The sequence below is a fragment of the Acidocella sp. MX-AZ02 genome (genome assembly GCF_000306035.1).
In the GTDB taxonomy this organism is placed as follows: Bacteria; Pseudomonadota; Alphaproteobacteria; order Acetobacterales; family Acetobacteraceae; genus Acidocella; species Acidocella facilis.
This window is the reverse complement of sequence record NZ_JH976207.1, coordinates 732,114-745,134: the sequence shown is the minus strand read 5'-3', so window position 1 is coordinate 745,134 and position 13,021 is coordinate 732,114. Positions and strand designations below refer to the sequence as shown.

Below are 13,021 nucleotides of genomic sequence, written 5' to 3'. Positions count from 1 at the left end.
ATGAAATTGCTCGCTAAAACAAAACCTAGAGCATCAAGCTAAAAGCTTGATGCTCTAACGCCCGCCACCCAGCCGGTGGCGCCAGGCCCGGTCCAGCGCCGCGTTGAACTCGGCGCCGAACAGAACGACATAGGCCGAGATGTAGAACCACATCATCAGGCCGATCATCGTCGCCAGCGGACCGTAAGTGGCGCTGTAGGCGGCGAAATGCCCGACATAAAGCCCAAACCCCCAGCACACCGCCAGCCACGCCACTGTGGCGATGCCGGCCCCCGGCGCATAGAAGGTCCGGCGGTTCCCCGCCGGGCCGAACCGGTAGAGCAGGCCGAGCGCGACCACGATGAAGGCGATCATCGCCGCGAAGCTGAGCAGCCCGACAAGGAATTTCAGGCTGGAAGGCAGGCCGAGAAACGCGATCGCCACCGGCAGCGCCACCAGGAAACCGATGGCAAACACCGTGCCCAGCACAGCGATGAAGGTCATCCCCAGCGCCACCAGCTGAAATTTGATCATCCCCCGGGTCTCGCGCTCATTATAGGCCAGGGTGAGCGCGTTGATCACGGATTTGGTGCCGGTGGAGGAGGACCAGAGCGAGAGCAGCAGCGAGATGGCGAAGGACATCCCCAGCCCCTTGGCTGGCTCCGAAACCAGGCTCTGGATGCGCTGGGAAATCAGCGAATACACATCCGGCGGCATGAAGCTTTGCAGATAATGCAGCTGCGGCTGCACCGTCGCCGGGTTGAACACCAGCCCGTAGAGCGAAATCAGCATGGTGATGGTCGGGAACAGAGCCAATGTCGCGTAAAACGCGCAGCCCGCCGCGACCAGCGACACGCGCTGGGAGGCGGTGCTCTGCACGGCCAAAATCAAAGCTTTCTTGACCAGCGGGACATGCGCGCGGTCGAAAATCCGGTCAACCATCGACTTTATGTAAAGCCTGCGGCGGCGCGATCAATCGCGCCACAAAACCGTAACCCGCGGGTAAGGCGAAGACTCAGCCTTCCAGCAGAAACGCCTTGATCCGCGCCTGGCTCTCATAATCCATCAGCGCCGGGGCGTGGCCGGCATCGGGCACCACATAGCCCTCCGCCCCCTCGGCCTGCATCCGCTCATAGGTTTCGGGCAGCAGCAGGTCGCTCTGGGCGCCGCGAATGACCAGGCGCGGGGCGTGGATATGTTCCCAGATCGGCCACATATCGACATCCAGCGGCACGGTGGCGCGGATCGGGTCGATGATTTTCGGATCGTAATGCAGCGCCGTGGTCTTGCCCTCGCCGGTCGGGTCGAGCACCTGGCGGGCGGAGAAGCGGCCGAGATGCGCCCATTCCGCGTCCGAGAGCAGGCCGAACGGGGCGTGGATCTCGCGCAGATGCGCGGTCAGCTCCTTCACCGAGGTGAAGCGCTCCGGCGCGCCCATCATGTAATCGCGAATCCGCTGCAGCGAGGCGGCCGGGATATGCGGGCCGATATCGTTGAGCACCAGCCGGGTGATCGGCGTGTTCTGGGCGGCGGCGATCATCATGCCGCAAATGCCGCCCAGCGAGGTGCCGACCCAGGCGACCGGCTTGTTGATCTGCGCCAGCAGATGCGCCAGCGCCACCACGTAGGTCGGCGGCTGATAGGCCAGCCCGTCCGGCAGCCATTCGGACTTGCCGCGCCCGGGCAGATCTGGGCAGATCACGTGGAACCGGTCGGAAAGCGCTTCGGCCAGCTGGTCGAAATCGCGGCCATTGCGGGTGAGGCCATGCACGCAGACCACCGCCGGGGCGGCGGGGTTGCCGAACTCGACAAAGGCCATCTTGTAGAAGCGCGTGCCAAACAGATAATTGACCGACCCCGACCGCGCCATGCCCTACTCCTTCTCTCGACCACGCCAAATTCCTGGCCTAAGGGCATAGATGATGCGTTCGCGCGCCACAACCGGCCCCACCCGTCCCTACCTGACCGCGATGATCGCGCTATGCGGCGCACTCAGCCTGTTCATGCTGGTGTCGCTGATCGCCGCCCCAGGGCGGCTGAACAGCGATTTCATGGCCTTCTGGGCCTATCCGCGCTTCATCGCGGCGCATGATCCGGCGGCGCTTTATGACAGCGCCCAGCTGCAGGCCTTCGAACAGCAGCTTTATGCCGGGTTTCACAGCTTCTATCCCTATCTCTACCCGCCGACCTTGCTGCTGGCGCTGTCCTGGCTGCGGGCTTTGCCCTTCGGCGCGGCCAAGCTGGCCTGGGGGGCGCTGGGAATTGGCGCCCTCGCTCTGGCCTGCCGCGCGGCTTTTCCCGGGCGCGCAGGCGGTGTGCTGGCGGCGCTGCTGGCCAGTCCGGCGGCCTTGCTGTGCCTGGCCACCGGCGAGACCGGCCTATTCACCACCGCCTTGTTGCTGGCCGGGTTCGCGGCGCTGCCGCGCGCCCCGCTGCTGGCCGGGCTGTGGTTCGGGCTACTGACGCTGAAGCCGCAACTGGGCGTGATGCTGCCGTTCTTCCTGCTGGCGCGCCGGGAGGTCAAAGCCATTCTGGCCGCCTGCCTCACCGCTCTGGTGCTGAACGGCGCCAGCGCGGTGATCTATCCGGCGCGGCTCTGGCGGCTCTGGTGGCGGACATTGCCGGCCTATCAGGACAGCTATTTCCACGCCGCCAAAGCGCTCAATCTCAACATCCTCATCACCCCGTCCGCCAACATCGTCGCGCTTGGTGGGAGCATTGGCCTGGCCTGGGCGGTGCAGATGCTGTGCGCGCTGGCGATGGCCGGGGTGGTGATCTGGGCAGCCCGGTGCGCGCCCTACCGGTTGGCGGTGGCGGTGACGCTGGTGGCGGGCTTCCTGGCGCAGCCACATGCTTATGCCTATGACAGCATCGCCGTGGTGGCCGCGCTCGCGCTGGCGCTGGAGGCACGGCCGGGGACGGGCTGGGTGGCGGCGGGAATGGCCACCTATCTGGCGCCGTTGCTGCTGCTCTCGCCCTGGCACCGGGCCTTTATCGACGCGCCGCTGCTCGCCGCATGCCTGACGGGCATCATCACCCTTGCGTTCGCGGCGCGAAACGGCGCAGATTCAAACCATGAGCCAGACCCTTTACTACCCCCCCTCGCCTGAACAAACCCTGTTCCACGGCGTCATCACCCGGCGCTGCGCCGCCCTGCTGCTCGATATGATCGGCATGGCCTTGTTCGGCTGGGCGATGGTCTTCGCCATCGCGATCTTCGGGGTGCTCACCTTCGGCTTTGGCTGGATCGCCTTTCACATCCTGCCCTGGCTGCCCCTCGTCTATTACACGCTGCTGATCGGCGGCACCGGCGCCACGCCGGGCCAGCGGCTCACCGGCATCGTCGTCCGCCAGGACGCGACCCTGGCGCCCCCCAGCCTGGCCCAGGCCTTTGTCTGGACGCTGCTGCTCTGGTTCAGCTTCGCACTGGCCGGGCTGCCTTTCCTGCTCGCCTTCCTCAATCCGCGCCGGCGCGCGGCGCATGACATGCTCAGCGGCCTGACCCTGATGCGTGTTGCGCAAATTCCTTATTGACGCGGACACTCCCAGACCCAAACATATCATCCGAATGAGCTTCAAGCCCGCCAGACGTCCGCATTTCTTCTATACCACGGCACCGCTGCCCTGCCCTTATGTCCCGGGCCGGACGGAGCGCAAGGTGGTGACCGAGCTTGCGGGCGTGTCTGCCGAGACACTGCATGACCGGCTGAGCCGGGGCGGTTTTCGGCGCAGCCACAACATCGCCTATGCGCCGGTCTGCGCCGGCTGCAATGCCTGCGTGCCGATCCGCATCCGCGCGCATGAATTCGAGCCGGACCGCACCCAGCGGCGCATCGAGAAGCGCAATGCCGATCTCCTGGTGCAGGAAATGCCGCCGCGGGCCACCGCCGAGCAATATGCGCTGTTCCAGGCTTATCAGCAGGCACGGCATGGCGATGGCGATATGTCGACCATGAGCTTCTATGATTACCGTGCCATGGTCGAGGACACACCGATCGAAACCTCGCTGGTGGAATTCCGCCTGCCCAGCGGCCAGTTGGTCGGCGCCTGCCTGACCGACCGGCTGGGGGATGGGCTCTCGGCGGTGTATAGTTTTTTCGAAACTGAGATGAACGCGCGCTCGCTCGGCACCTACGCCATCATCTGGCTGGCGCGCCGGGCGGTGAGTTTGCGCCTTGAGCATGTCTATCTCGGCTATTGGGTCGAGGACAGCCGCAAGATGTCCTACAAGGCGAAGTTCCACCCCAGCGAGGTGTTGCGCGGCGGGGTGTGGCGCGCCTTGGGCGAGGCCGCCACGCTGCCGGCCTGCATGATCTCCCAGCCCGCCTGATCCGGGCTGGACGCCCCTGCCCATCGCCCCCATCTGATCTCTGTTACTGCAAAAGGGGTGATTTTCCATGGCGGGGTCCCGCTCATCTTCCTCCACGGCGTTGCGGGTTGCCGCTATCGCCTTGCCGGTGCTGGCGCTGGCCGGTTGCGCCGCGCTTTACACGCGCCCTCCGGTCGGCAATGCGCATGTGCCCGAACCGCTGAAGCCGGTCGCGCTGCATGAATATCTCGGCCGCTGGTATGAGCTGGCGCGCTATGACCAGTCTTTCGAGAAAAATTGCGACGCGGTGACCGCCGATTACAGCCTGCGACCGGACGGCAAGATCGCCATCGTCAATCGCTGCACCAAGCCGGACGGCAAGGAACAGGTGGCGCATGGCACCGCCAAAATCGTTCCCGGCTCCGATGGCGCCAAGCTGAAGGTCAGTTTTTTTGGCCCGTTCTATTTCGGCAATTACTGGGTGCTGGACCATGCGCCGGATTATGCCTGGTCGATCGTCGGTGACCCGTCCGGGCGATATCTCTGGATATTGGCGCGCAACCCCCATCCGGATGCGGCGGCCTTGCGGATGCTGATCAACCGCGTGGCGGCGTTGGGCTACAACACCAACCAGCTGGTAATAACCCGCCAGCCCTGACAAAAAGCCGCCTCGCAAGAGGCGGCTTTTTGTTCGCAAAAGTTTTTGGGGGTGTGGGGACTTTTTTCAAAAAGTCCCCACAAACGTTTGGGGTGTGGCACCGGCAGTGCCAACACCCCAGCGTTTTGCAGCCCGTTTTGAGCAAAACTTTTAATACCAATCCCGGATGCGCCCACCGATTGCCCCCGCGACAGCGGCGATGAAGGCGCCGATGAGCGCCGAGAAGAAGGTGTAGATCGCCGCCGCCGCCGCGCTCTTGCGCGCCGCATTGGCCACCTGCTTGGCCTTGGTGATGTCCGCCTGCTCATGCGTCAGCACGTCATTCACCCGGGCCTGGGCGGACGCCTGATCCATGCCAGTCGCGGCCATCACCAGCGTCGCGAGGTAATCCTTGTCGGCTTGCGGGGCGTTGCCGGTGACGGCGGATTGCGTCAACACCGCGCTGGCATCGTCGCGGATCTGCTGCGGTGTCATGCCCGGCAGGGAGAGCCCGGCAGCCGTACCGCCGCTCCCCGACGCCGCGGGACGCAGCAGCTCGCTCAGATAATAGGTCTGGGCGATCTTGGTATCCGCCGCCTTGGAGGCCGCATCGGAACCCAGCCGGACGGCGTTCGAGCCCGCCATCGCCAGCGCGCCGACCGTGATCAGCAGCGCCACCGCCCAGGCCAGGAAGCCATGCGCGGTATCGCGGAAGCCGACCTCATCGGTATGCACCGCCACCCATTTGGTGCGCAGCCGCCCGGCGATGAAGCCGCCGAAGAAGGACGCCACCCACTGCACGATGATCAGCCACACCGCCGCCATGATGGTGAAGCCCACCGCCGAAACACCCTGGCCAGCCCAGGGAGATACGGAAGCGAGGCCAAGACCGGCGCCAAGGATGGTGAGAATGATGGCGATCGCCGCGGCGGCGACACCGCCCGCGAAAATCGCCGCCCAGGAAACAGCGGACTGGCTCGAAACCGGCGCCGCCGCCTCAACCGGCGTTGCGTAAACCTCGCTCATTGCGATCTCCTCAGTGGAAGAGCAGGAGCAGGATGATGATGATCGGCAGCGGAATGCCAAGCAGCCAGAGCAGGATATACGGCATTGCAAAACCCCCTTGAGCAGATATTGTTACCGGGCAGAATTTTGGCCCCACGCGCTTTGCTTCAAGCGAAGATTACATAGATGACGCGAATGACATGGCGGCGTTAGCGCGGCCGTGATTTGGGTGGGCGGTTCGGTTTTAAAGGCCGCTGGCGTGACGGCTGCTTGCGTCCGCCCGAACGTTTTGCAGCCTTTTTTGTAAAAAAGGCTGCACCCAAAAAACTTTTGCTAAATTATTTTTGAGCTGTTTGTCAGAAGCCGAACATATGGTCGAGCGAAAAGCCGCCGGACGCATCCTCCAACCCATGGAAGCCGAACAGCCGGCAGGTGACATCGCGGATCAGCACATAGCCGGTCTCGCCCGCCGCGCGCAACGAAGCTTCCGAAAAATGCTGGCTTGGCCTGACGATATGCGAACCGGAACAGGCGATGGCGAGCTGCGCCGTCTCCAGCTTCACCCCCTGCCCATCATAGAGTTCCAGCACCGTGCTAGATGTTTCCAACCACGGGCCGGAGGCCGGGTAGATCAGCACGCAGAAACTCTCGCGCCCGCCAAAGCCCAGTTTCAGGAACAGCCTGGTGGAGAGCCCGGGCGGCTTGCCGGTATAGCTCTGCGGCTCGTTCTTATAGACCATCAGCGTGTTGAAAATATGCGCGCCGAAGCTGCTCTCCGCCGCATGATTATTGGCGCGGTCCTCAAAGCGGAACAAAGCGTGCAACCAGCCATCCGCCTCGCCGCCCTCGCGAAAATCATAGACCAGCTCGGCATGGCCGCCTTCGGGCAGCGCGTCGGGGGCCAGCACATCGTCGAGATCCACCGCGAAATCATGATCGCGCGGCAGCCGGCCGAGAAACCGCTCCGCCACCTTGCCGCCATCCGGCGCGAACACATCCAGGCGCAACGGCATGTCGCGCTCGGCCTCCACCATCGGGGTCGGCAGCGCGATGGTGCGAAACCGCCCGCGCGGCAAAATCGGGAAGGGCAGTAGAAAGCCACGCCCCATCGCCGGATGCAGGGTTTTGATGCCGGGGTCGGGCTTGAGGTCCGCCCGCTCGACATTCACATGCGCGATACGGGTCCGGCCCTCACGCACCACCTCGTAGCGCGGGCGCACCACATGACGGCCGGCCCGAACTTCGAGCTGGGCGGGCCAGCGCAGATCCGGAAACAGCTCGGCCACGTCCAAGGCGCGGGTGGCGAAAGGCGGGATCTCCTCCTCCAGCGCCACAGGGGCATCCGCCCCCATGCGGTCCAAAGCAAAATCACCGGCCGGGATCGGCACGGCGTGGCTGTTCTGGATCCAGAGGATCACCCGCTCATCCGCGCGCGGCGCCGGCAGCCCGGCGAAACGCGCCGAGGGCCAGGCATTGGCGTCATGGGTGCAGGAGAGCGAGGCGCCGTTATCGGTGGCGTAGGTATCCAGCGCGTATTTCACCACATCATGCCCGGCGACGCCGATGGCGTGGATGAACAGCTGCCCGGTGAAGGGCTTGAGCCCGAAGCGGGCGCGGATCTCGCGGCTGTCCAGCACATAGCCGCCGGTGCCGGAAGGCGCGCGCTGCGACCATTCGGCGAGAACCTGCCCGCCCTGGCCGAACAGAATATGCTGGAACAGCACCTCCTTCGCGCCATAGCCGGCCCAGTAATTGGCCGTGGTCAGGCGGGTGGCGAAGCGGTCATCATCGCGGAAAAACACGAAATTGGTGGCGAAATTGCGCGGCTCCAGATAGCGCTTCGGCTCGGAGAGCCACGCTTCCGGCAGCTTCACCGCATCCAGCGTCACCAGCTCCGCACCCGGCGGCAGCAAAGCGTGCAGATGCTGGGCGCGCTTGGCGGCATCGAAGGCGGCCAGCAGCACCGTGCTCACCCGCGCCTGCGGCAGCTCGGTCAGCGGCCGGGCGATATATCCTGCGCGCGGCTGGCCCAGCGCCAGCGTGTCCTGCACATAAAGCCCCTCGATCTCGAAATCCGGGCAGAGGGCCAATAGCGGCCCGGCGATGCCGTCCGGGTCAAACAAAGCCACGGCCCCGGCGCGCGCGGCGAGGGCGGCCAGCGCCTTGGCGGCCAAAGGATGCGAGAGCGCCTTATAGACGACATTGCCGCCGCGCAGATTGTCGAAGGTCTCGATATCCAGCATTCACTAAACTCCGAGGCGCCGGCGCAGCTCCTGGCCCGCCCATTCCGTGTCATCCAGAGGCGCTGTATCCCACAGCTCCAGCCGCCCGGCAAAATCCCGCACCCGGCCATCCTGTACCAGAGCGTCCATGAAGGCGCCGATGCGCGCGGACTTACCCGGCAGCCGTGCCAGCAAGACCGGCGCGCTGGTGGCCACGGCCTCGGAGACCATGGAGACGCTGTCGGCGGTGACGATGATGGCATCGGCGCAGGCGAGCATGCCGAAATACGGGTTCTCGCCGGTGAAATCCCAGATCCAGGCGCCCAGCGGTTCCAGCGCCGCGCGCAAGGCCGCCACCACCTCAGGCGCGGTGCGGCGCGACGGGGTGATCATCAGCCCCGCCCCTTGCCGCGCCAGCGCCGCCAGCTGGGCGCCGAGCGCCAGGCCCTCGGCGGCCTCGAATTTATAGCGCCCGTTGGAGCCGCCCAGCAGCACCGCGACCAGAGGCCGGGGCAGATGCGCGAAGCGCGGCGCCCAGATGTCCCGCTCCGCCGCCAGCCGCGCCTGGGTCACGCGGTGCAGGGCGGTGCGGGTGACGATGACATTCGGCCCCTCGATGCCGTCATGCCGGCCGGCCAGAATCGCATCGAATTTCGAAAGCGCCATGCGCGGATGCTGAATGCACACCGCCTTCACCTCACGTGACCGCAGTGCCGCCGCCACCCGCGCCCCGGCCCCGCCGGCGCCAATCACCACCGGCGGCAACGGCCCCGCGAACAGCTCTGCTGCCACCGCCCAGCGCGGATTGAACCAGAAATTGGTGGGGATATGCGCCCAGGGGGTGCGAAAGCGCAGCGGCCGGAATTCCGCCGCCAGCCCGGCCGCCTCGGCCAGCCCCAGCGCCTGGGATTTCAGCCCGGCCAGATCGGTACAGATGATGCGCGCGTCAAGCATGATAGGCTGGGCTTTGCGGGGTGCGCGCGCGCCCGTCAACCCGGCCGGATTGCGCCGGCCTCCGGCTTCGCTAGAGTGTTGTTCATGACGACAGGCTCCGCCTCCGCCCTGCCGAATGACCTGCCCTTCTTCACGGTGGACATTCCGCCGCCGGATCTATCCGCCCATTTGCAGGGCAATACCGGGGTGCAAGGCTTCACCTGCCGCGACTCCGGCCGCCCCGGCCCGCATGTGGTGCTGGTTTCGTTAATCCACGGCAATGAGTTCGCCGGCGCCATCGTGCTGAAGGAGCTGCTGGAGAGCGGCTTCACCCCGCTTTGCGGCAAGGTCACGCTCGGCTTTGCCAATCTCGCCGCCTATGCCCGCTTCGATGCCGCCAACCCGATCGCCTCGCGCTATGTCGAAGAGGATATGAACCGGGTCTGGGATGATTTCGCCTTGTTCGGGGTGCGCCGCTCGGCGGAGCTGGACCGGGCGCGGGAGATCAAGCCGATCATCGATTCGGCCGACATGCTGCTGGATTTGCATTCCATGCTCTGGCCCTCGAATCCGGTGCTGCTTTGCGGCGCCGGGCCACGCGGGCGGGCTTTGGGCCAGGCGGTGGGCACGCCGGGGCTGGTGGTGGCCGATACCGGCCATGCCGGCGGCAAGAGGCTGATCGATTATGGCCGCTTCACCGAGACCAGCCCCAACGGTGCGGCCTGCCTGCTGGTGGAGGCCGGGCCGCATTGGCGCCACAGCGCGGTGGCGCAGAGCCGGGCGAGCGTGATGGCGCTGCTGCGCCATGCCGGAATGATCGAGGGGCCGGCCCCGACGCCATCATCGCACTTCGCCGAGGTGGTGAGCGTGATCACCGCGCGGACCAACCGGTTTGCCTTCGTGCGGGATTTTGTCGGGGGCGAGGTGATCGCGCAGGCGGGGACGCTGATCGCGCATGACGGCGATGCCGAAATCCGCACGCCGGAGGATGATCTGATCATGATCATGCCGAGCCTGAAGGTCAGCCACGGGCATACGGCGGTAAGGCTGGCGCGGCCGGTAAGATAAGGGGCTGTCCCAGATCTTCATTTACCGGGACATTATGTCGATCCTTCGAGGCGTTGACGGTATTAGCCTGAAAGTGATCAGGGACAGCCCCAAAAATTTTTACGCCTGCGGCGCCTTCTTCATATCGGCGCCAATGAATGTCGGAATCGCCAGCAGCATCTGGCCGTGATCCAGCACCGGCAATACCGGCCCCGGCTTCAGGCTCGCGAAATCTGGTGCGAAACGCTCGTAAGTTTGCATCAACGCGCCCGGCATCGCGATGATCAGCACATCCTTGCCCAGCAAACTTGCCGGCGGCGTGGTGAACGCGAACTGGTGCGGCTCCGGCCCGAACACTGTCACCGGCAGCTTGATCCCGTCGCGGCGCAGCGCATAGCCGATCTTCCCGGCATCGAACCAGCGCTGCGCGGCGATCGCATCGATCCCCGGCGGCAGCGCCGGGCCGATGCTGGTCCAGTCCACCGCCTGCAACATCGGCGATTTGCCGGGCTTGAAGCTATGCGCCAGCAAAGGCGGCAGCCCGAACTGCACCAGCGCCACGATGATCAAGGACGCCGCCACCAGCAACCCGCCAGTGATGGCGGCCACAATCCGCAGCATCCGAACCGACCGGCGCGTTGCCCAGTCCCCCAGCAGCGGAAACAGCATCAGATAGCCGGGTGCGGCCCAGTGAAACAGAATATGGGTGGAGGACCAAAACCCGACCACGGCAAATAGCAGCACCGGAATGATCGCCGCCCAGCCCAGCAGCCAGGAGACCCGCGCCGTCGCACCGGCCAGAAAAGCACGAACGAGCAGCCAGACCATCGGCGCCCAGAGCCAGGGCAGCACGAACAACGCCTCCCCGCCCCAGATGGAAAGCGGCATCAGCGGTCTGATCCGAACCCCCTCGGCCCGCCCGCCCTGATAGCCGAAGCTCGCCCAATGATGCTGCGCATTCCACACCACCACCGGCGCGAACAGGGCCAGCGCCAGCACCACCCCCAGCCATGGCCAGGGCCGCGCCAGCTCGCGCCGGCCCACCTTGTCCAGCAGCACGCCCAGCGCCGCGCCCACGAGCACCAAGGCCGCGCTATATTTGGAGAGCATCGCCAGCCCGGCGAACAGCCCCGCCGCCAGCCACCAGCGCGGCGCCGGCTTGCCCTCCGGCAGCCCCAGCGCGCGGATCAGCGCGTAGAGGACCGCCAAAAGCGCCGTATTCAGCGGCCCATCCGGCAGCACCCAGCTCCCGAAGGCGAGGGAAAAGACCGGCGACAGGCTGTAGGCCAGCACCGCCCAGAACGCGGCCTTCACCCCATACAGCCGCGCCGTGACCAGATAGAGCAGCCAGGAGGCAACGCCGGAGAGCAGCACGAAGGGCAGCCGCACCACGATCGGCGCCGCCGACCCGAACAGATGCCGCGCCCCCAGCTCCAGCCACCAGGAGGCGAGCGGATGGTCGAAATAGGAGGCGGCGAAATGCGAACTCGCCGCCACCATGTAGCTTTCATCGATCCCCAGCCCGGAGAAGGCGGCCAGGATCAGCCGGAACAGCAGCGCGGTAAGGACGACCAGCAGGGCGGATTTCATGCGCGCCTGCATCGCAACCGGAGACCGGCTTGGCAAGCCTCTACCAATTCCCCTGCCATGCGCGTATATCCGCGCAATGTCCGCTGAATCCATCCAACTGAATGAGCAGATCGGCCGCTCGGTCGCCCTGCTGAGGAGGCATCTTTGACTGGGATGCCGCAGTCCTAAAGCTCGCTGAGCTGAACCACCGGGCCGAAGACCCGAATCTCTGGAGCGATGCGGAGGCCGCCCAGGCGGTGATGCGCGAGCGCAACCGCCTCGCCTCGATGGTCGATGGCGTCAACGCCATCGAAACCGAAACCAAGGACACGCTCGAGCTGATCGAGCTGGCCGAGGCCGAGGGCGATGAGGGTATGGTGAAGGATGGCCTGGCCACGCTGGAGCGCCTGGCCGCCACCGCCAAGGAGAAGGAGATCGAATCCCTGCTCTCCGGCGAGGCCGATAGCCGCGATGCCTTCATCGAAATCAATGCCGGCGCCGGCGGCACCGAAGCCCAGGATTGGGCGCAGATGCTGGCGCGCATGTATCTGCGCTGGGCCGAACGCAAGGGCTTCAAGACCGAGATCATGGAGGAATCCGAGGGCGAACAGGCCGGGATCAAATCCATGACCATCCAGATCTTCGGCACCAACGCCTATGGCTGGCTGAAGACCGAAGCCGGGGTGCACCGGCTGGTGCGCATCTCGCCCTTCGATGCCAATGCCAGGCGCCAGACCAGCTTTGCCTCGGTCTGGGTCTATCCGGTGGTCGATGACACGATCGAGATCGAGATCAACCCGGCCGACTTGAAAGTGGACACGTTCCGCGCCTCCGGTGCCGGCGGCCAGCACGTGAACAAGACCGAATCGGCGATCCGTATCACCCATATCCCGACAGGCATCGTCGTCGCCTGCCAGACCGACCGCTCCCAGCACCGCAACCGCGCTACCGCGATGAACATGCTGAAAGCGCGGATGTATGAGCAGGAGCTGCAGAAGCGCGAAGCCGCCTCCGCCGCGACCGAGGCGGCGAAGACCGATATCGGCTGGGGCCACCAGATCCGCTCTTACGTGCTGGCCCCGTACCAGCTGGTGAAGGATCTGCGCAGCAACCACGAAAGCGGCAACCCGGCCGCGGTGCTGGATGGCGCCCTGGACCCGTTCCTGGCCTCGTCGCTGGCGGCCCGCGTGGGCGCCACGCGCTCCGAAGCCTCGGCGATGGCGGACTAAAAAGGGGCCGAAAGGCCCCTTTCATTTGCAAAAGTTTTTTGCGCCGCTTTTTTTCAAAAAAAGCGGCAAAAAACGCGGGGGCGGCGGCACG

At 65.5% G+C, this 13,021-nt stretch carries 12 protein-coding genes; 6 read left to right on the top strand and 6 right to left on the bottom strand.

What is annotated here, in order from left to right; translation table 11 throughout:
• Positions 1-54 precede the first annotated feature (54 nt).
• Positions 55-921, bottom strand: a complete 867-nt coding sequence (locus MXAZACID_RS03675) for a YihY/virulence factor BrkB family protein (protein WP_008492734.1) — start codon at positions 919-921, stop codon at positions 55-57.
• 73 nt (positions 922-994) lie between these two features.
• A complete protein-coding gene (locus MXAZACID_RS03670) occupies positions 995-1,849 on the bottom strand; it encodes an alpha/beta fold hydrolase (protein WP_008492733.1) in 855 nt (284 codons plus the stop codon).
• Between the two features lie 49 nt (positions 1,850-1,898).
• Here MXAZACID_RS03670 and MXAZACID_RS03665 point away from each other — a divergent pair, with 49 nt between their 5' ends.
• The 4 genes from MXAZACID_RS03665 to MXAZACID_RS03650 all read left to right on the top strand — a co-directional run bounded on the left by MXAZACID_RS03665 (position 1,899) and on the right by MXAZACID_RS03650 (position 4,946).
• The gene (locus tag MXAZACID_RS03665; protein WP_008492732.1) at positions 1,899-3,089 is read left to right on the top strand and encodes a glycosyltransferase family 87 protein; all 1,191 of its coding nucleotides are present in this window, start codon (positions 1,899-1,901) and stop codon (positions 3,087-3,089) included.
• The gene (locus MXAZACID_RS03660) at positions 3,055-3,513 is read left to right on the top strand and encodes an RDD family protein (protein WP_008492731.1); all 459 of its coding nucleotides are present in this window, start codon (positions 3,055-3,057) and stop codon (positions 3,511-3,513) included. Before MXAZACID_RS03665 ends, MXAZACID_RS03660 begins: the two co-directional genes overlap by 35 nt.
• A 34-nt stretch (positions 3,514-3,547) precedes the next feature.
• Positions 3,548-4,309, top strand: a complete 762-nt coding sequence (locus MXAZACID_RS03655; RefSeq protein ID WP_008492730.1) for an arginyltransferase — start codon at positions 3,548-3,550, stop codon at positions 4,307-4,309.
• 67 nt (positions 4,310-4,376) lie between these two features.
• Positions 4,377-4,946 (top strand): lipocalin family protein, encoded by a 570-nt coding sequence (locus MXAZACID_RS03650; protein ID WP_008492728.1) that lies wholly within the window; start codon positions 4,377-4,379, stop codon positions 4,944-4,946.
• A gap of 150 nt (positions 4,947-5,096) precedes the next feature.
• On the opposite strand, the gene MXAZACID_RS03645 is transcribed toward MXAZACID_RS03650, so the two are convergent.
• From MXAZACID_RS03645 to MXAZACID_RS03635, 3 genes are all read right to left on the bottom strand, one after another.
• A complete protein-coding gene (locus MXAZACID_RS03645) occupies positions 5,097-5,951 on the bottom strand; it encodes a hypothetical protein (protein WP_008492727.1) in 855 nt (284 codons plus the stop codon).
• A 335-nt stretch (positions 5,952-6,286) separates the two neighbouring features.
• Positions 6,287-8,173 (bottom strand): hypothetical protein, encoded by a 1,887-nt coding sequence (locus MXAZACID_RS03640; RefSeq protein WP_008492726.1) that lies wholly within the window; start codon positions 8,171-8,173, stop codon positions 6,287-6,289.
• Positions 8,174-8,176: 3 nt separating this feature from the next.
• Positions 8,177-9,106 (bottom strand): mitochondrial fission ELM1 family protein, encoded by a 930-nt coding sequence (locus MXAZACID_RS03635; protein ID WP_008492725.1) that lies wholly within the window; start codon positions 9,104-9,106, stop codon positions 8,177-8,179.
• 84 nt (positions 9,107-9,190) lie between these two features.
• Between MXAZACID_RS03635 and MXAZACID_RS03630 the strand changes: the two genes are divergently transcribed.
• Positions 9,191-10,153 carry a succinylglutamate desuccinylase/aspartoacylase family protein gene (locus tag MXAZACID_RS03630; protein ID WP_008492724.1) on the top strand — a complete coding sequence of 321 codons (963 nt, stop codon included), beginning with the start codon at positions 9,191-9,193 and terminating at the stop codon, positions 10,151-10,153.
• 99 nt (positions 10,154-10,252) lie between these two features.
• On the opposite strand, the gene MXAZACID_RS03625 is transcribed toward MXAZACID_RS03630, so the two are convergent.
• The gene (locus MXAZACID_RS03625; protein ID WP_240376512.1) at positions 10,253-11,722 is read right to left on the bottom strand and encodes a glycosyltransferase family 39 protein; all 1,470 of its coding nucleotides are present in this window, start codon (positions 11,720-11,722) and stop codon (positions 10,253-10,255) included.
• 76 nt (positions 11,723-11,798) lie between these two features.
• On the opposite strand from MXAZACID_RS03625, the gene prfB reads away from it, so the two are divergent.
• Positions 11,799-12,930, top strand: a protein-coding gene (gene prfB, locus MXAZACID_RS03620) for a peptide chain release factor 2 (protein ID WP_144052640.1) whose coding sequence is annotated in 2 segments (ribosomal slippage) — positions 11,799-11,867 and positions 11,869-12,930 — 1,131 coding nt in all. Because the reading frame shifts where the segments join, the coding sequence is not laid out codon by codon here.
• Positions 12,931-13,021 lie beyond the last annotated feature (91 nt).

Excerpts from the sequence above, each read along its gene's own strand:
- MXAZACID_RS03675 (WP_008492734.1), bottom strand. The coding sequence starts at position 921 with ATGGTTGACCGGATTTTCGACCGCGCGCATGTCCCGCTGGTCAAGAAA.
- MXAZACID_RS03670 (WP_008492733.1), bottom strand. The coding sequence starts at position 1,849 with ATGGCGCGGTCGGGGTCGGTCAATTATCTGTTTGGCACGCGCTTCTAC.
- MXAZACID_RS03665 (WP_008492732.1), top strand. The coding sequence starts at position 1,899 with ATGATGCGTTCGCGCGCCACAACCGGCCCCACCCGTCCCTACCTGACC.
- MXAZACID_RS03660 (WP_008492731.1), top strand. The coding sequence starts at position 3,055 with ATGAGCCAGACCCTTTACTACCCCCCCTCGCCTGAACAAACCCTGTTC.
- MXAZACID_RS03655 (WP_008492730.1), top strand. The coding sequence starts at position 3,548 with ATGAGCTTCAAGCCCGCCAGACGTCCGCATTTCTTCTATACCACGGCA.
- MXAZACID_RS03650 (WP_008492728.1), top strand. The coding sequence starts at position 4,377 with ATGGCGGGGTCCCGCTCATCTTCCTCCACGGCGTTGCGGGTTGCCGCT.
- MXAZACID_RS03645 (WP_008492727.1), bottom strand. The coding sequence starts at position 5,951 with ATGAGCGAGGTTTACGCAACGCCGGTTGAGGCGGCGGCGCCGGTTTCG.
- MXAZACID_RS03640 (WP_008492726.1), bottom strand. The coding sequence starts at position 8,173 with ATGCTGGATATCGAGACCTTCGACAATCTGCGCGGCGGCAATGTCGTC.
- MXAZACID_RS03635 (WP_008492725.1), bottom strand. The coding sequence starts at position 9,106 with ATGCTTGACGCGCGCATCATCTGTACCGATCTGGCCGGGCTGAAATCC.
- MXAZACID_RS03630 (WP_008492724.1), top strand. The coding sequence starts at position 9,191 with ATGACGACAGGCTCCGCCTCCGCCCTGCCGAATGACCTGCCCTTCTTC.
- MXAZACID_RS03625 (WP_240376512.1), bottom strand. The coding sequence starts at position 11,722 with ATGAAATCCGCCCTGCTGGTCGTCCTTACCGCGCTGCTGTTCCGGCTG.